We start from the raw sequence: 17089 nt of genomic DNA on the forward strand, positions 1-17089 counted from the left end.
CAAAAAAAGCCCGCTTTCGCGGGCTTTTTTGTCTCTTATAACTCTTCGACCAGTTGCTGGGCTTCACTCTTGGCTTTCTTGGTTTGTCCAAAGCCACGTAAGCCAACGACATGAACATGCTCGTGGTCTTTAAATACCTTACGCACCAGTTTGTAAGTCGTCCCTTTCTCTGGGCTGATATTCTCTGGTGCAGCGATAAGTAACTGCATGTCGAGACGGTCACACAACTCGAACAGAGTTGAGATAGACTTAGCATCAAGACGTGCTGCTTCATCAAGGAACAATAGACGACAAGGTACAATGTCCTTGCTACGTAGACGTCGAGACTCTTCTTCCCAACTCTGTACAACCATCAATAGAATCGATTGACCGGTACCAATTGCTTCACCTGTCGATAGTGCCCCTGACTCGGCTTGAAGCCAGCCATCTGCACCACGGTTAACTTCCACACTTAATTCCAGATAGTTACGGTAGTCCAGTAACTCTTCACCCAGAACCTGAGGAGAACGCTGTCCCATGTCGATATGTGGATTAACACGTTGGAACAACTTCGCCATCGCTTCAGAGAACGTGTAACGCGTGGATTCGAAGAGATCTTTGTGCTGTTCTTGTCCTGTAGACAAGCCATTAAGCAATATTTCATGGCTTTCACGGATCTTAACGTTGAGTCGGACGCCCTTGACCTGACCAAATGAGATGTTGGACAGACCTTGGTTAAGCATACGAATACGGTTTTGCTCACGCTGAATCGTCTTCTTAATGATGCTCGCAACAGAATCCGAGCTGATTGCCAAACGGTTTTCACGTTGTGTCAGTTCTTCGGTTAGACGCGCAAGTTCCACTTCCATCTCTTCGATAGCTTCAACAGGATCATCAGTATGAATAATGTCCTGACGAATACGCTCACGAAGATGCTGGTATACGGCAATATAAAACAAGACTTTGCGTTCTGGACGTGCATTGTCTTCAGAAAGACGCAGCGCATCACGCAGATCATCATTGTCGGCGACCGCAAGACGCAATGCGCCCAACGATTTATCCGACATAGAACGCAGTTCATCCGCGGACATGTAAGCCAGTTCACGCTTGTGAAGGCGACGTTCCACATCATTCTCACGTGCTAGGCGAAGTACTGAACACCAACCTGCTTTCGCTGCAACGACAAATGTACGCAGATCAACGTAATCTTTCTGTACTTTCTTGAGACGTTTTGCCAGCGCTTTCATTTCAAGTTCTGTCGCAGTGATAGTGCGCTCGTATTCACTCTTACGAGAACGTGAAGTATGCAAACGCTCTTGCAGTTCATCGCGACGACGCATAGCGCGTTCAGCAGCACCCTCGTCAGCCGTGACACCGTATTCTTGTAACTCTTGTTTGAACTCTTGAACCGTCTCAAGCTTCGCCTGATGCGAACTCTTGAGTGAGGCTAGCACCTGGTTGTATTGGTTCATCTGGCCTTGAGCCTGTTTAAACTCCTCGCGTGAACGCGTGCGCATACGTTCCGCTTCGACCAGTTTCGATTTGAGCTGCTCGCTCAATTCGCTACTTTGATTCAACAAATCGACTGAGTCTGAGTAAGCGAAGTAATGACGACGCTCAACCAAATCTGCCACAGCAAAAATCTGGGTTTTCAGCTGTTGAAGTTTTTGGTCAGCCGCGTGGTATTCCGCTTCCAAAGCATCAAACTGCTCAGGGTCAGCTTCCAGCGCTGAAGCAATTTTTTCTAACTCAGCAATCGCCTTACCATGACGAGCAATATACGCTTTGGCGTCTGTCAGTTGGGCAATGTTTTGCTCCAGTTCTTCAAACTGAGCAAGTAGTGCCTGATCCTCAATAAGAGCCATATTGGGCGCAATCTTATCCAGAGCGGATATCGCTTGCTTGCTTGCCAATAACTGACTACGTTGCTGCTGCTCTTTGGCATCTAGATCTGCCAAAGCTCGTGTTAATTGGCCGCGTTTTTCACGTACTACGATCAATGCTTGCTCTGGGTCTGGTTCAAACGCAACCTGAATGTGTTTAGCCACAAAGTTGTTGAATGCTTGGTACAGACGTTGGAGTTTTTGCGAATCAAATGCCGCTTTAGCATGCTGTTCTACGACCTCTTCGCGCTCATTGCGCAGCAGTTCCAAACGTTGCTCACGAGCGGCACGACCGAACAAAGGAATTTCTGGCAAACGCGAATAACGCATCTGACGATTATTCATTCTCACGCATACCGCACCTTCAAGCTCTTCTGCATCAAATGAGCTGTCATCAAATGCATCGATGTCACCTTCAATGATATAGAGGTCTTCAGGGCAGTCATCTAATTCAACCAGCTTCTCTTCGATACCAGACAAGTCTGATACAACAATCGCATGGCGAGCTGGGCCGTACATCGCACTGAAATACGGCGCATCGTCAATGGTGATATCGTCATAAATCTCGGACAGCAGAACCCCACCTAGGGTATCGGCTAAGCCTTTCAGGCGCGGATCGTTAGAACCACCAGGAGACGCGAGTCGTTCAATTTCATCTTCAAGCTTGCTACGACGTTCAGCCAGTTTATCTTTGGCGATAGACTGTTGTTTTTCTTGCTCTAGAACGACTTGCATATGGCTCATGACAGCCTGACTGTCATACAGTTCTACACCGCTTTGCTCTTGAAGTGATTCGAGGGCATCATTCGCAGCAATCCAAGTTGGAGCAATGGCTTCATGCTTGTTAATTTCAGCGGATGCATCTTGCTCTAGACGGCGCTGCTCACTGCGTTGCTCACGCAACTCTTCTTGAGATATCTCTAAAGATTCGATCTGTTGAGCGTGACGTTCACGCTCGATCTCAAACGTCGCTTCATCGGTCAGTTCAACTTGATGCTGTTTTTGATATTCAGCGACCAACTCCTGAGTTTGGCGTTGCTTATGTAAACGACGTTCCACATCACGATGCTGTGCTCGCCATTGCTGTTCATTTTGAGCGATGCGCTGTGCTTCACGACTCTGTTCAATCGCGGCTTTCGCGGCTGTTGAAGCCTCTTTACGCTCTACATGTCCGACAATACTTGCAACCAGCTTGAGAGCGGATTCAAACTGTTCAGCAGCAGCTGATGAGATATCCAATTTATGCTTAGTTGCGAGCAACTCTGTCGTACTTTGGGCTTCTTGCGCTTTCAACTCAGAAACAAGCACTTGCGCCGATTCAGCAGTTAAGCCTTCGTTACCCAATAGTTGTTTTGCTTTATCTAGCGCCTCAACCGCTTGCTGATATTGCAGCGCACGGGTTTGCTGAATGTCCAGCGCTTGCTGGTAGTCGGCTAACTGACTCTTCAAGCTATCCACTTCTTCTTCAGAAACAGACGCTTGCTCTTCGGCCATCGCGACACGCTCTTGCGCTTCTTCAACCACCATCAACTGCTCTTCAAGACGCTCGTTGAGCTCTTCCAGATCTTCTTGGTAGCGCTCAATCTTTTCTTGCTGACGCAAAGCATTTTGCACTAATTGCAGATGGTCAGACGCCGCTTGGTAGTCTTGCTCTAAAGCAGATTCAGACTCAACCAGCAGCTCAAGCTCTTCTTGCACTCTGTTAAGTAGATTGTTGTGCTCGATTAGCGTTGAACGTGAACCAAACAACTCACTACGTAAAGATAGAGTCTGCTCTAGCTTGTTGCGTCGGTCATTTGCATGGCGCATGTAGTCTGCTGCCACGTAGTTGGTTGACTCAGTGATCAGGTGTTTGAACAGGTCACGGTCGGCTTGAGTGGTTTTGATCGCCTCAAGCGTCATACGGTTTTCACGCAACGCTGATTCCATATCTTGGAACGCTTTCTTCACGCCGCCATTTTGCGGTAGCAAGTAGTCTCGCAGTGAGCGAGTAATCGCACTTGAAATACCGCCGTACAGTGACGCTTCGATTAAGCGGTAGAACTTAGAGCGATCACTGGAGTTACGTAGTTTCTTCGGAATAACGCCAAACTCGAACATTTGCGAGTGGTAGTCAACGATGGAAGGAAACGCTTTAAACTGCACACCCTCGAATTGTCCGACCGCTTCCTTTACTTCGTTAATCTGACGAACACGTGCCTGAGTTGCCGACACGCTCTCAATTAAAATATCGGTAGGTTTAACATGGCTTGGTAAACCCTGAACAACAAATGGCTTGATGTCGACTTTCTTATCACGGCCAGCCACTTGCTGTAGCTTGACGGCAAACAGTAAGCGTTGATTTCGTGAGTTAACCACGTCAAGCGCAGCGTAACAGGCACCCGCTTGCAGCTTACCGTAAAGACCTTTATCACGAGATGACTGATTGCTGCCCGCCTCTGTGGTATTACGGAAGTGAAGTAAGGTTTGGTCTGGGATCAGTGCCGTGATGAAGGCCGCCATGGTCGTAGACTTACCTGCACCGTTACCGCCAGAAAGCGTTGTTACTAGACCATCGATATCAAATGTACGCGCAAAAAAGCCGTTCCAGTTGACCATGGTTAGCGATTGATATTTACCGCGTTCAATCATGCTTCACCCTCTTCTAACATTTGCTCTTCGGCTTGATCATCATTGTCATCGTTATTTCGCTCAAGGAGGCTACCCTGACTTGGTTCTTTGGTATGGACAACCGCTTCACCATCGCGGATAAGACGCAGTTGTGCTTCACGCATATCGTCGCCGATGCGTACATCTGCCCCGAAGCGGAATACCGATTCACTGATACTGAATTTGCCCGTTTCACCAATATTGATGATCATGCCTAAACGGCGTAGTCGACGTAGAGACGTACGTACTTTTTCGAACAGTTTCTCTTTGTCTAAGTCTGAACCTGTCGCTCGGTTGGTCACAAGCTTCATTAGCTTAGATTCATCAGCAAGAGCAAGCAGCTCTTCATACAACTCTTGGTTGGTAAAGATACCTTCATGAGCTAAGCGCTCAGGGCTTAGATATAAGAAACACAACACCTTGCCCACCAGCATATCCAGTTCGGAAAGAACACTGCGGCCAATCAAAGAGGTTGAACGTGGACGAAGGTAGAAAAAGCCTTCAGGTGCTTTAACTAGCTCTGTGTTGTAACGCTGATAAAAAGAGCTCAGCTCAACTTCGAAGTCTGACAACAGTGCGTGGTTATCGAGATCTTCGCTGGAAATGTGACGCCCTGCTCGCAGCATGCTATCAAGCGCTGGGAACAGAGGGTTCGAAATTGCTTTTACCAGATTATCTGGCATGTATTCATTAGTATCGGTCGATGACATTTGCTTGTACCTTTGCACCAAAATCGTTTATCGCCTGCCAGTCTGGCTGAATTGCCTGATAATCTGACTCGGAATAGCCAAGGCGTACTGCTTGGTCGATAACAATTCGTGCTAAATCAAAATGATGAGTCTGCGGATGCTGAGCTAGGTAATCGCGTAGCACGATACCAAGATCAATGGCGGTACCCTGTTCTTTATGAACTCGGAGCATATTGCCAATGCGTTCTGCCAATTCATCATTGACCTGTTGGAACTCTTCGTATTCTACCTCTAGCGGCACTTGGCCTGTGACTTCATCATCGCGAAGTACTAGAGCTTCATCACGAAGGTCAGTTAGACGCTCAGCATCTGCATAAGTCAGATACCAAGGCATATCGAAATAATCTTTTATCGATTGACGTAAACGCGAACTAAACGCTCGGTTCTTATCCATATCAATCGCGGTACGGATAAACTTGTGGACGTGACGGTCATAGCCAATCCAAAGGTCAATCGCTTGTTGACCCCAGCTTGTGATGCGGTCAAGTTTCATTTGCAGTGCGAACAGTGTTTCGGCAATAAATTCGAGTTCATCATCACCGTACACCAGCTCTTGAATATCAAGAATCTGAGTTTGCAGTTCATCACCCGCCGCTTGGAGCGTATCTTGCAACTCTCTAAGCGTGTTGGACGTTTCAGACAGCAGCGACTCACAGTTGTTTATCGCATCTCGCCAATCTTTGTTCAGTAGCTCCGCAATTTGAAGTTTGACCGACTGTTGCTGCTCATCCATCACACGTTGGTTCAAGTCGATTTGGTCAAAAATCTCTCCCACCGAGTATTTTAAGACTCCGTAAACATTCTTGCGCCAATGCTCAGGTGTGCCACCCTGACGTGCAGACTCAATCGCTTTCGCCATTTCATCTGCAACCATAGATAATTGGATAGATAATTTAAGCTTAGAAAATTCTCTGTGGCGAACGTAATAGTCAGTAATACCGATCGCGAGAGGCGATAAACGGTAAATACTTGCTCCGTCGTTAATTTCACTGGTAAAGCGGCTGATTAGTCTCTGTTTCACCATCTCATTAATGGCGTTGTTTGCACGGAACGCAGATGCATCCCCTGTTTCTTCGAATAATCGAGTCACTATGGTAAACGCATCATGCAGTTCACCTTCACCTAACTCTTCATCGAACCTTTCGTTACTGAGCACAGCAATAGCGATCAAAAATGCCAAGCGCTCTGTGGTCAGATTCAATGAGAAATCGTGCTGTTTTACCCAGCCGACCAACTCGTCGATCGGCTGCTCTGCAGCATTTAGAGTCATCTCACTCATTGTTAGTCCTGCTTATCTTTCTTTTTCGCCCATACATGTATGTATCGGCCTAACGAGAGGTATGGCTCTTGTCTGCACAATTGTCTTTCTAGTGCCAACACATCTTCATACTGGTAGTCGCCCATATACTCCATATTGCCTATGTAGTCACTAAAACAACGAATACCAGATTTACCGCAAATTGAAAAACCAGCGTCTTCTATCCACTGATATACCTCTTCGGGTTTTAAGCCTTTTTGCGGTTGTAATTTAAAACGCTTACGATGCGGCATCCCGTCAAGAACATGGGGAATATTGCCACATACAACATTCTTGTAGACCAGCCCATGGTGGTTATAAAACATGATGGAAGCCATACCACCAGCTCTCACCTGCTCAAGCACTTTTTCTAATGCCGGTTTCGGGTCTGCCAACCACTCCATGACTGCATGAAACAAAACGATATCTACTTGAGTGTCGAGATGTTGATCAATCGATTGGACTGGCGAATGAATGAAGCGATACTGCGCAAGCAGTTCATTATTTGCAATATCCTGCTCTGCTAATTGCAGCATTTCAGAAGATAGATCACATAACGTGACGTGATGTCCGAGTTTAGCAAGCTTTTGTGACATTTGTGCCAAGCCGCCCCCGGCATCCAGCACATTCAGTGGTTGTTTCGCCCCATCTACGGCATGAAGTATCTGTTGAAGATCTTCCCAAACAATGACTTGACGAATCTCGCCTTTGTCAGAACCGTAAATATTTTTTGCAAATTTGTGGGCAATATCGTCGAAATTGCGGTCTTCAGTCACAGCAGCTTGAGTTATCATGTCTAATCGTGCTGCTATTCTGTCACAAGAAAAGCAGGAATAAAGAGGCTTTCTCTTAAAATATAATCAATTGATGTTTTTTCGGACTATTTCGTATGTTTGAGCTGAAAAAAGTTGTGTCTTCTTTGCTAATGCCCTTGCCGGCCCTGCTCATCATTGGCCTATTCGGGCTAATGTTGATCATGTTTACTCGAAAGCAGAAGACAGGTTGCTTTGTTGTTCTATTCTCTTTTATTGGCATTTTCCTGATCGCCTTCCAACCCGTTTCATCTCGTCTATTGATGCCACTAGAGCGCCAATATTCGGCGTTTTTCCCAGTCGATGAGCCCATCGATTATGTTATGGTTTTGGGCAGCGGCCACGTTGTCGACGATAAAATACCACCAACATCTGAGTTAAGCCGTTCTGGTTTGATGCGCCTCACAGAAGGTATTCGAATTTTACGCATCTACCCAGGCGCCAAGCTGATCTTATCTGGTTACGCCGCAGGTTCAGAAGTGAGTAATGCACGAATGATGGCCAAAGTCGCGCTCGCACTTGGTGTGTCTAAGTCCGACATCATTTTGCTTGAAACAGCAAAAGATACGTGGGAAGAAGCGCGACAAGCAGCAGCTTTTGTGACAAACAAAAAGCTGGTTGTGGTGACTTCAGCAAGCCATATGACGCGCGCACTGAATGAGTTCCACTCAGCAGGTTTAAAACCTTATGCCGCTCCAACTAACTACTTAGCGCATGAGAATGTAACCGAGTTCTGGGCCAAATATGCGCCAAAAGCGGTCTACCTCGAGCAAACTGAACGTTATTGGCACGAGACATTGGGTCGTATTTGGCAGACGCTTCGAGACTGGGCGTCAGACTATGAAGAGAAAGCTTTGCAGGCTTCAGAGAGCAACGTTTAGCAACTTGCTGTCATCACTGTAAAATAAAAACCGAGGCAAATGCCTCGGTTTTTTTAATTCATCTAGAGCGACTAGTCGCCTGCAAACATATAACCTTCGCCATGAACCGTCACAAAGATCTGAGGGTTCTTTGGATCGAATTCCATTTTCGCTCGCATACGTCTTATCAGCACATCAATGGTACGATCGTTCGGTGCGTCGACACGGTGGCTAATCATGTTGAGAATACGCTCACGGCTCAATACCTGATTAGGGTATGAAGAGAGTGCAACCAGCAATTCATACTCAGCTTTAGTGAGTTTTACTGGCTCTCCATTGCGACTTAATGCACGTCGTTGAACATCAAATGTCCATTCTCCAAAACGTACTACATTGTCGTCTTGCTGCGCTGCGTCTAGTGTTGCAGATGCGTTGCGGGCAGAAGAGATACGCCACAATAAGTTTTTAACTCGAACCAAAAGTTCGCGTAACTCAAACGGTTTGGTGACGTAATCATCTGCGCCCATTTCTAGGCCAACAATTTTATCGATGCTATCCGTGCGTCCTGTTACCAGGATAATTCCAATGTCAGATTGACTGCGAAGTTCGCGCGTTAGCATTAATCCATCTTCACCAGGAAGATTAATATCTAACATCACCAAATCAATCGCATTGTTTTGTAGCGTATGACGCATCTGCTCGCCGCTTTCAGCCTCACTCACGTTATAACCTTCGTTCTTAAAGTAACCAACGAGTTTGCTACGCGTGACTGCGTCATCTTCTACAACTAGTACATGATAGCTCATCTACACCACTTAATTTACATTGGGAATTGCTCTAAAATTGTATTCTATTCATAAATAGTAACATTTCTAGTAATTATCACTTTAAAACTAAGAAAGATGATTTTTTCTTGATTCAAGACAAAAGTCACCCACTCATTAACATTCATTCATAATTGATGGTAACTTATCACACAAGCCGTTATCCCTATTCATTTCTATTGGTTAAACTAGTAGATAGTTATTTTAGGAGTTGAACCTAATGCAAGAAATTAAAGCATTTAATGAGAAACGTGCCGAGATTTACTGGTGGCTATCAAGCCTGTTTGCCAATGAGCTTACTGAGGAAAATATCGCGCAGTATCATTCCGCTGAAATCCGCGCGTTTTTGACTGGTTTGGGTGAAAATGCCGCTTTAAAACCTGCAATTGACCGTGTCACTGATGCGCTCAATCGCTTGATGGATCGTGAAGATGCTCAATTGGAACTCGCCGCAGATTTCTGTGATCTATTTTTAAAGTCAGATAGAGACTCTGCCCTTCCTTATGCCTCTATGTACATTGGTCAATCGGGATTACTCAACGACACGCCAGCTAAAGAGATGGAAGAGCTCATGGCGAAACATGGGGTTGCAGTTGAAAAAGATCTAAACGAGCCAGCCGACCATCTTGCAATCGAACTCGACTTTCTTGGCAATCTTATTATTCGCTCAAATGAGTTGGAACAAGAACGTCATTTAGAAGATGCGTTAAAAGAGCAAGAAGCGTTTATTCAGCAACACCTATTGAGTTGGGTTCCGAAATTTTCAGCCAAGTGTCAGACACTCGATGACTTCGGCTTTTACTCTGCAATCGCCAGCCTTACTAGCGCTTTCTTAGAGCTAGATTGCAGCTATCTTGCAGGCGAGTAAAAAAACGCACATTGTGAGCTCAAACCTACAACTTTGACGTTTTTTGTTTGCTCTCTGAGAGTTTGCGGTCTAGAATCGTGACCGCAAACGATAAAAATGAACGATTCAAATACAAACCGCTAAATAAGGGCGGTTTTTGTGTTTCTGATACTTTCTGCCAGACTATTTTATTCTACACTTGAATATATTTGCTTGGCAGTCATCGACAGGACAAAACCTTATGGCCACTATTAAAGATGTTGCTCGCCTAGCCGGTGTTTCAACAACCACTGTGTCTCACGTAATTAATAAAACACGCTTTGTTGCTGAAGCTACTCAAGAAAAAGTAATGGAAGCGGTGAACGAGTTAAACTATGCGCCAAGTGCTGTTGCGCGTAGCTTGAAATGTAACACGACTCGTACAATCGGTATGTTGGTCACCCAATCAACAAACCTATTCTTTTCAGAAGTGATTGATGGCGTAGAAAGCTACTGCTACCGTCAGGGCTACACGCTTATCTTGTGTAATACTGGTGGCATCTACGAGAAACAACGCGACTACATCCGCATGTTGGCAGAGAAGCGCGTAGACGGCATCTTAGTCATGTGTTCAGACCTTACTGAAGAGCTGAGCGAAATGCTCGATCGCCATAAAGATATCCCTAAAGTCGTTATGGACTGGGGTCCTGAAAGCTCGCAAGCGGACAAGATCATTGATAACTCAGAAGAAGGCGGCTACCTAGCAACAAAATATCTGATCGAACGTGGTCATAAAGATATTGCCTGTCTAAGTGGTCACTTTGAAAAAGCCGCCTGTCAGGAGCGTATTCGTGGTTTCAAACGCGCGATGAGTGAAGCAGAACTTTCGGTGAATGAAGATTGGATTCTTGAAGGCAACTTCGAGTGTGATACCGCCGTACTCGCCGCAGACAAAATTGCAGCGATGGATAACAAGCCAAGTGCTGTGTTTTGTTTCAACGACACAATGGCATTGGGTTTGATGAGCCGTCTACAGCAAAAAGGCATTCGAATTCCTGAAGATATGTCAGTCATCGGCTATGACAATATTGAGCTGGCTGAGTACTTCTCTCCACCATTAACAACTGTCCACCAACCAAAACGTCGTGTTGGTAAAAACGCATTCGAAATCTTGCTTGAGCGGATCAAAGATAAAGAGCATGAGAAGCGTATTTTTGAAATGCACCCTGAGATTGTTGAACGAAATACCGTCCTTGATTTGAACAAATAGTTCAAATCGTTCGCTTAGCCGGTAGCACATTATTGGCTAAGCGGATAATTCACCTCTTTTTACTGAACCAAGATCACACTTATTCCATTTCGGCGTGATGTCCTACGCATATTTTATTTATGCTCTAAATGTTCGAACAATGCCACGAACAGGGCAAACCACTCCGAAAGGGTGGGACGCAAAGCCTCCGGCCTTAAACATGATATGTCTGGTAGCGGGGTTGCCGATGGTAAATATGCACTTGTCATACACGAATTACTAACGGTTGTATGACGCCTTACTTACAAAGTACCTGCATTATTTTGCTAATCTCTCGGACCTGAACTGGTGGCGTATAACTATACACCGAGAATAAACAGCATGGATAAACCAATACTAAAAGACTCAATGCGATTATTTGAGCAACTTGGCTACATCAAGTCTCGTTCAATGTTTGGTGGCTTTGGCATTTTTGCTGATGACACGATGTTCGCACTCGTGGTCAACGATAAACTTCACGTTCGTGCAGACGCAGAACTGGCTAAACAATTTAAATCTCAAGGACTCGAGCCTTACGTTTATAAAAAACGCGGATTTCCCGTTGTAACGAAATACTACGCCTTGTGTCATGACTGGAGTTCAGATACCAATAAAACCTTAGAACTCGCCAAGCTTGCACTTGATGCGGCAAACAACGAGAAGAAAACTCAATCGCAAGCGAAACCAAGTCGCCTCAAAGATTTACCGAACTTACGATTAGCTACTGAGCGTATGCTCAATAAAGCAGGTATCGAAAGTGTCGAAAACCTTGAAGAAACCGGCTCAGTTAACGCATTCAAAGCCATTCAGTCTACTCACTCTTCTGACGTTAACATCGAGCTACTTTGGGCATTAGAAGGTGCGATCAATGGCACTCACTGGTCCGTCATTCCTCAAAATCGACGCCAAGAGCTGCTCAACGAGCTTAGCCATCACTAACAGATAAGTTATCGAATCAATAAAGAGTCAGCCTTAGTGCTGACTTTTTTCTTATTTGTGAAATTTACTGCTTGCTTTCCCTTTCTAGTCTATTAACACTTTAATTTCGCTAGCTTTGATGTTTGATGGAGATGTTGTATGAGTAAAAAACTGATTTTGGGCGTTGTGTTCATCCTTGTTGTTGTATTGCTAGCCCTTAATTTTGGACAGTATCTCACTCTGGAAAACGCTAAAGCTCAGCAAGCCGAGCTCGCTCTATTTATCGCAGATAACTTCGTTGTCGCGGCCGCTAGCTATTTCTTGGCCTATGTCACCATCACCGCCTTTTCTGTTCCGGGTGCTGCTGTGGTCACACTATTGGGAGCTGCCCTATTCGGTTTTTGGACAAGCTTAGTCCTTGTCTCTTTTGCCAGTACCATTGGCGCAACTCTGGCTTTTTTAAGCAGCCGCTATCTTCTTAGAGACTGGGTTCAAACGAAGTTTGGTGACAAGTTGTCATCAATCAACCAAGGCGTTGAACGTGACGGATCATTTTATCTATTCTCGTTACGTCTAATTCCTGTTTTTCCGTTCTTTTTGATCAACCTATTGATGGGGCTAACACCGATTACGACTTTACGATTCTACTTGGTGAGCCAGTTAGGTATGTTGCCAGGCACAGCGGTATACCTCAACGCGGGTACCCAGTTGGCGCAGATTGAACACTTATCCGGTATCGTTTCTCCAAGTGTGTTGGCTTCCTTTGCCTTATTAGGTCTTTTCCCTGTTGTCGCTAAGTGGATAATGGCCAAACTCAAATCGACGCCTTCAGCATCAAACGGAAACGTGTAATGCGTCTCTACTCAGCGACAACACCACCTGAAGCACATATCGTTTGTGAGTTATTGAAATCACAGCAAATCCTTTGTGAGGTGCGGGGCGAAGGTTTATTCGGTTTACAGGGAGAGCTCCCTTTTGGTGAGAACAGTGAACCGTATATTTGGCTATTCGATGTTCAACAACTCGCTCAAGCACAAGCAATCATTGCCGATTTTAAGCGTGCTGAAAGAGGAGTAAGCTGGCGGTGTAGTGAGTGTAGTGAACAAAACGAAGCTCAATTCGGTTTGTGCTGGAAGTGCGGCGCCTGTATGCCCTAACTCTATTTGGCTTCGATTTGCTGCTGAATAAAGGCTATCGAGTGTTGGTTAAATTCATCAGGCCTTTCAACATTACAGACGTGACCACAATCAGCGATTTCAAGTAATTGGCTTTTACGGTGAGCGGCAACCATCTCTTTAACCGGTTGAATGAACATGTAGTCACGCTCGCCCATCAAGTATAGCGTTGGGATGGGTAACTCACGATCCTTGAAGTATCGCATCAACGGATTAACTTCAGCAGTAAGAATAAACCAACGCTTGAACTCTTTTTGGCATAACTTTTTGGCTTCACGGATAAATAAGTGACGTGATTCTTTTTGCGTACGTTGAGGCATCACGATATAGGCAAAAAGGCTGTATAACCACATGTAAGGAACAATGTGCTTACAAAGGTTACCTAGTTTGACCAACACTTGAGAGCGTGTATTAAGACGCGTTACAGCGCCTCCCAGCACCATTGACTTCACTCTGTCCGTCGATAACTCTGCGATATTACGAACAATAATGGTACCCAACGACATACCCACAAAATGGGCTGAACGAATCTTTAGGTGATCAAGTACCTTGAGAATATCCATGGTCACGGCTTTGAAGGTATAGCGGTTTGCAATCAGCTCTTTGAGCAACTGATTCGATTTGCCATGACCGCGAAGATCAATCAACAATAGATTGAAATGCTCCCTGTACGCTTTGATTTGTTTAAACCAAATCGATGAACTTCCCCCAGCACCATGCACAAAGACAACCCACTCGTCACTAGTAGGGTGGGCAAACGTTTTGTGGAATAACAGGGTATCGCTCATATCAGACAAGGGCCACTTAGGTTCAAAATCTTGGCTTAGGAGATTACCATAATCCTAGAAGGATTTAAGTCCGACAACTCCATTTATCCGTCATTCTCTGGTCAAAAATGTAAATATCATTGAAAAAGGCGTCGAAATGACGCCTTTAGACAGGTTAAGCGTGAAGGGCCGACCGATACAGGTTGATATACTCTTCAGCCGCTTTAGACCAACAGAAGTTTTGTTCCATCGCATACAATTGAACGCGTTTAACTTCGTTTGGTTGTTGGGCATATAGCAAGAGTGAACGCTGTAGAACGTTTAATAACTCACTCGGCTCAGGTTGTTGAAAAACAAAACCAGTCGCCGTATTAGGTCCTTCGTCGTAATCATTGACACTATCACGCAATCCCCCGACGCCACGGACAATGGGTAACGTGCCATAAGCCATACTATAAATTTGATTCAACCCACACGGTTCAAATTCAGAAGGCATGATAAAGAAGTCAGAGCCCGCCTCGACCAAATGAGCAAGGTCATTATCGTAGGCCTCGACAAAGACGAATTTATCGCTGTGTAACGCTTCAATCTCTTTTAGCTGCGCCGCCAAGACAGGGTCTCCAGTACCAACGATGACCACCTGAACTTGATGCTTCAAGAAAGCATCCAGAATCGGGATTAGATAGTGGATACCTTTCTGGTGCGTTAGGCGACAAACCATGCCATATACAGCTACATCACACGCTTCTAAACCAACACGTTGCTGAAGTTCTTTCTTACACGCTTTCTTCCCCCGTACCATGCTTTGTCGCGTTGCTTTGTAGTTCACAGGCAAAGAAGGATCGGTTTGAGGGTTCCATGCCGAGTAGTCACAACCATTGAGTATCCCGACTAAATCCTCAGCTCTGTGCTGAAATTCCGCCGCCATACCATGGCTACCTAACTCAGTTTTTAGTTCCTGTGCATAAGTAGGACTCACGGCATTAATCTTATCCGCACACATAACGCCCGCTTTTAGCATGGTTACATGGGTGTCACTCACAGCCGCATCACCAGCGTAGCGTGTGTGCATCTCTGGTAGATTCTGTAACTCATCATAGCTAAACACCCCTTTAAATACGGCGTTATGCACCGAGAGTACACTTTTCGTCGATGAAAAAAACGTATCCGCTCCGTAGCGGTGTTTCAGTAAGTAGGGAACAAACCCAGTATGCCAGTCATTGGCGTGAACGATATCTGGTTGAAAGCCAAGTTTCGGTAGCATATCGAGGCACGCGGCACTAAAGAAAGCAAACCTTTCACCGTTGTCTTGATACGCTTGGTTGTTCTCCGCGTACATTTCCGAGCGGTTGAAGTACTCGTCGCAATCAATCGCGTAGACAGGTACTCCCACGATTTCGAGTTGTTTAACTCGATACGGTGTGTGCGGCCAATATTCAAGCTGTGTGTCCAGTAAAACTGGAGCTTGTTCAATGCCCGCTACTTTCTGGTATGCGGGTAGAGTGATACGAACATCTTGCTGTAATGTGAGCAATGCTTCAGGCAGCGCCTTGGCAACATCTGCCAAGCCACCGCTTTTGATTAACCCTTCAACTTCCGATGCTACAAATAGAATGGATAGATTCTTAGTAGCCAATACGTGCTCCTTTTGGAATGACAACGATACCCTCTTCCGAGACATGGTAGTGTTTCTTATCTTCCGATAGGTTTACACCAATTTGGGTACCCGGTGCAATATCCGCATCCTTATCGACGATCACGCGGCGCAGTACACAGCCCTCACCGACCTTAACATCACCCAGTAGGATACTTTCGCTAATGTCACACGCAGAGGCGATGTTGCTGCGGAAGCCGAGTACCGATTTTTCAATTCTCGAACCGCGAACATAGCTACCGCTGCACACAAGACTATCGATAATTTGTACTCGACCATTGTCAGAGTCAGTAAACGTTGCCGGTGGTAACGGTGGATAATAGGTGTGGAGAGGCCATTTACGGTTATACAGCGAGAAAGGCGCGTCTTTCGCGAGCAGATCCATATGAGCCTGCCAATATGCGTCAATCGTACCGACATCACGCCAATACACTTCTTCTTTCTCGCCAGTAATGCGGTTGGTGCTGAAGTCATACACGAACACATCGCCGCGAGGGAACATCTTTGGAATGATATCCTTGCCGAAGTCATGAGTTGAGTCTGGGTTATCTGCATCTTCAATCAGCTCAGCAAAAAGCGTCTGTGCTTCAAATACATAGTTACCCATAGATACTAACGCGTATTCTGGATCGCCAGGGATAGATTTCGGGTACGCTGGTTTCTCTTCAAAACCTACCATTCGCCCTTCAGCATCGACTTCAATGACACCAAATTGAGACGCTTCACTTAAAGGCATACGTAAAGCAGAAACGGTAAGCGAAGCTTGCTTTTCTTTGTGGTAATCAAGCATTTGCTTGATATCCATCTTGTAGATGTGGTCTGAACCAAAAATACAAACTTGATCCGGTTCAGATAACTCCATAAAGCCGAGGTTTTGGTAGATAGCATCCGCCGTACCTTCGTACCAACGCTTCCCGGTACGCATCTGTGCTGGAATAGGGTCAATAAAACGGTCGGTAATACCGTTGATATTCCACCCTTTCTTTAGGTGGTGAAACAAAGATTGAGATTTGAACTGTGTTAACACGTAGATACGCATTAGGTCAGCATTAACAAAGTTATTTAGTGCAAAGTCGATAAGACGGTAGCTACCGCCAAAAGGCACCGAGGGTTTACTGCGAGACTCCGTCAGTGGGCGCAGGCGCGAGCCTTCTCCACCAGCAAGGATCATTCCCAAAACACCAGCCATTTAATTCTCTCCATTTTATTTATTGTGTAATGAGCCTTTATTTAGGGGGGCTCATCTAGTTCCTTTAGCCCACTCCAGTTCCTCGTAGGAGTGGGCACAACAATCGCTGCCGCGCAAGACTCTAAGCCTAGTTCTTAGCGTAAAAGGATTATTATAAGTTATCGTATTTCAGCAAGATTACAATTTAAAACATGCCGTCCTTTGGAGCTCACAATTGTT

General features: G+C 45.5%; 14 protein-coding genes and 1 riboswitch. Of the genes, 6 read left to right on the forward strand and 8 right to left on the reverse strand.

Annotated elements, in window-relative coordinates; genetic code table 11:
* Window positions 1-35: 35 nt before the first annotated feature.
* The 4 genes from mukB to cmoM are packed head-to-tail and all read right to left on the reverse strand — an operon-like array spanning window position 36 to window position 7351.
* Window positions 36-4493 carry a chromosome partition protein MukB gene (mukB, locus tag ACQEXT_RS06995; protein WP_426951234.1) on the reverse strand — a complete coding sequence of 1486 codons (4458 nt, stop codon included), beginning with the start codon at window positions 4491-4493 and terminating at the stop codon, window positions 36-38.
* Window positions 4490-5221, reverse strand: a complete 732-nt coding sequence (gene mukE / locus ACQEXT_RS07000) for a chromosome partition protein MukE (RefSeq protein ID WP_171052214.1) — start codon at window positions 5219-5221, stop codon at window positions 4490-4492. Before mukE ends, mukB begins: the two co-directional genes overlap by 4 nt.
* Window positions 5202-6539 carry a chromosome partition protein MukF gene (gene mukF / locus ACQEXT_RS07005; protein WP_331416016.1) on the reverse strand — a complete coding sequence of 446 codons (1338 nt, stop codon included), beginning with the start codon at window positions 6537-6539 and terminating at the stop codon, window positions 5202-5204. The genes mukE and mukF overlap by 20 nt, the downstream gene beginning before the upstream one ends.
* Window positions 6540-6541: 2 nt before the next feature.
* Window positions 6542-7351, reverse strand: a complete 810-nt coding sequence (gene cmoM / locus ACQEXT_RS07010) for a tRNA uridine 5-oxyacetic acid(34) methyltransferase CmoM (RefSeq protein WP_240800917.1) — start codon at window positions 7349-7351, stop codon at window positions 6542-6544.
* Window positions 7352-7446: 95 nt separating this feature from the next.
* Between cmoM and elyC the strand changes: the two genes are divergently transcribed.
* Entirely contained in the window at window positions 7447-8250 is an 804-nt protein-coding gene (elyC, locus tag ACQEXT_RS07015) for an envelope biogenesis factor ElyC (protein WP_426951236.1), read from the forward strand.
* 71 nt (window positions 8251-8321) lie between these two features.
* Here elyC and torR read toward each other — a convergent pair whose 3' ends face one another.
* Window positions 8322-9035 carry a two-component system response regulator TorR gene (gene torR / locus ACQEXT_RS07020; protein WP_138972416.1) on the reverse strand — a complete coding sequence of 238 codons (714 nt, stop codon included), beginning with the start codon at window positions 9033-9035 and terminating at the stop codon, window positions 8322-8324.
* Between the two features lie 238 nt (window positions 9036-9273).
* Between torR and torD the strand changes: the two genes are divergently transcribed.
* The 5 genes from torD to ACQEXT_RS07045 all read left to right on the forward strand — a co-directional run bounded on the left by torD (window position 9274) and on the right by ACQEXT_RS07045 (window position 13242).
* Entirely contained in the window at window positions 9274-9921 is a 648-nt protein-coding gene (gene torD / locus ACQEXT_RS07025; protein ID WP_138972415.1) for a molecular chaperone TorD, read from the forward strand.
* 220 nt (window positions 9922-10141) lie between these two features.
* Entirely contained in the window at window positions 10142-11149 is a 1008-nt protein-coding gene (purR, locus tag ACQEXT_RS07030) for an HTH-type transcriptional repressor PurR (RefSeq protein WP_138972414.1), read from the forward strand.
* 142 nt (window positions 11150-11291) lie between these two features.
* Window positions 11292-11377, forward strand: a riboswitch (cyclic di-GMP riboswitch).
* Between the two features lie 132 nt (window positions 11378-11509).
* Window positions 11510-12106 carry a TfoX/Sxy family DNA transformation protein gene (locus ACQEXT_RS07035; protein ID WP_426951237.1) on the forward strand — a complete coding sequence of 199 codons (597 nt, stop codon included), beginning with the start codon at window positions 11510-11512 and terminating at the stop codon, window positions 12104-12106.
* A gap of 138 nt (window positions 12107-12244) precedes the next feature.
* Window positions 12245-12937 carry a TVP38/TMEM64 family protein gene (locus ACQEXT_RS07040; RefSeq protein ID WP_426951238.1) on the forward strand — a complete coding sequence of 231 codons (693 nt, stop codon included), beginning with the start codon at window positions 12245-12247 and terminating at the stop codon, window positions 12935-12937.
* A complete protein-coding gene (locus tag ACQEXT_RS07045; protein WP_138972411.1) occupies window positions 12937-13242 on the forward strand; it encodes a putative signal transducing protein in 306 nt (101 codons plus the stop codon). Before ACQEXT_RS07040 ends, ACQEXT_RS07045 begins: the two co-directional genes overlap by 1 nt.
* Before the next feature lie 2 nt (window positions 13243-13244).
* On the opposite strand, the gene ACQEXT_RS07050 is transcribed toward ACQEXT_RS07045, so the two are convergent.
* The 3 genes from ACQEXT_RS07050 to glgC all read right to left on the reverse strand — a co-directional run bounded on the left by ACQEXT_RS07050 (window position 13245) and on the right by glgC (window position 16870).
* The gene (locus tag ACQEXT_RS07050) at window positions 13245-14048 is read right to left on the reverse strand and encodes an alpha/beta fold hydrolase (protein ID WP_138972410.1); all 804 of its coding nucleotides are present in this window, start codon (window positions 14046-14048) and stop codon (window positions 13245-13247) included.
* Between the two features lie 154 nt (window positions 14049-14202).
* Complete coding sequence (gene glgA, locus ACQEXT_RS07055; protein ID WP_426951239.1) at window positions 14203-15663, reverse strand: glycogen synthase GlgA; 1461 nt, start codon at window positions 15661-15663, stop codon at window positions 14203-14205.
* On the reverse strand, window positions 15653-16870 hold the full coding sequence (gene glgC, locus ACQEXT_RS07060; protein ID WP_138972408.1) for a glucose-1-phosphate adenylyltransferase: 1218 nt from the start codon (window positions 16868-16870) through the stop codon (window positions 15653-15655). The genes glgA and glgC overlap by 11 nt, the downstream gene beginning before the upstream one ends.
* Window positions 16871-17089: the final 219 nt, after the last annotated feature.

It is taken from the genome of Vibrio sp. TRT 29B02, from assembly GCF_050113655.1.
Taxonomy (GTDB): domain Bacteria; phylum Pseudomonadota; class Gammaproteobacteria; order Enterobacterales; family Vibrionaceae; genus Vibrio.

Coding starts and splice junctions, on each gene's coding strand:
- mukB (WP_426951234.1), bottom strand. CDS start 4,493: ATGATTGAACGCGGTAAATATCAATCGCTAACCATGGTCAACTGGAAC.
- mukE (WP_171052214.1), bottom strand. CDS start 5,221: ATGTCATCGACCGATACTAATGAATACATGCCAGATAATCTGGTAAAA.
- mukF (WP_331416016.1), bottom strand. CDS start 6,539: ATGAGTGAGATGACTCTAAATGCTGCAGAGCAGCCGATCGACGAGTTG.
- cmoM (WP_240800917.1), bottom strand. CDS start 7,351: ATGATAACTCAAGCTGCTGTGACTGAAGACCGCAATTTCGACGATATT.
- elyC (WP_426951236.1), top strand. CDS start 7,447: ATGTTTGAGCTGAAAAAAGTTGTGTCTTCTTTGCTAATGCCCTTGCCG.
- torR (WP_138972416.1), bottom strand. CDS start 9,035: ATGAGCTATCATGTACTAGTTGTAGAAGATGACGCAGTCACGCGTAGC.
- torD (WP_138972415.1), top strand. CDS start 9,274: ATGCAAGAAATTAAAGCATTTAATGAGAAACGTGCCGAGATTTACTGG.
- purR (WP_138972414.1), top strand. CDS start 10,142: ATGGCCACTATTAAAGATGTTGCTCGCCTAGCCGGTGTTTCAACAACC.
- ACQEXT_RS07035 (WP_426951237.1), top strand. CDS start 11,510: ATGGATAAACCAATACTAAAAGACTCAATGCGATTATTTGAGCAACTT.
- ACQEXT_RS07040 (WP_426951238.1), top strand. CDS start 12,245: ATGAGTAAAAAACTGATTTTGGGCGTTGTGTTCATCCTTGTTGTTGTA.
- ACQEXT_RS07045 (WP_138972411.1), top strand. CDS start 12,937: ATGCGTCTCTACTCAGCGACAACACCACCTGAAGCACATATCGTTTGT.
- ACQEXT_RS07050 (WP_138972410.1), bottom strand. CDS start 14,048: ATGAGCGATACCCTGTTATTCCACAAAACGTTTGCCCACCCTACTAGT.
- glgC (WP_138972408.1), bottom strand. CDS start 16,870: ATGGCTGGTGTTTTGGGAATGATCCTTGCTGGTGGAGAAGGCTCGCGC.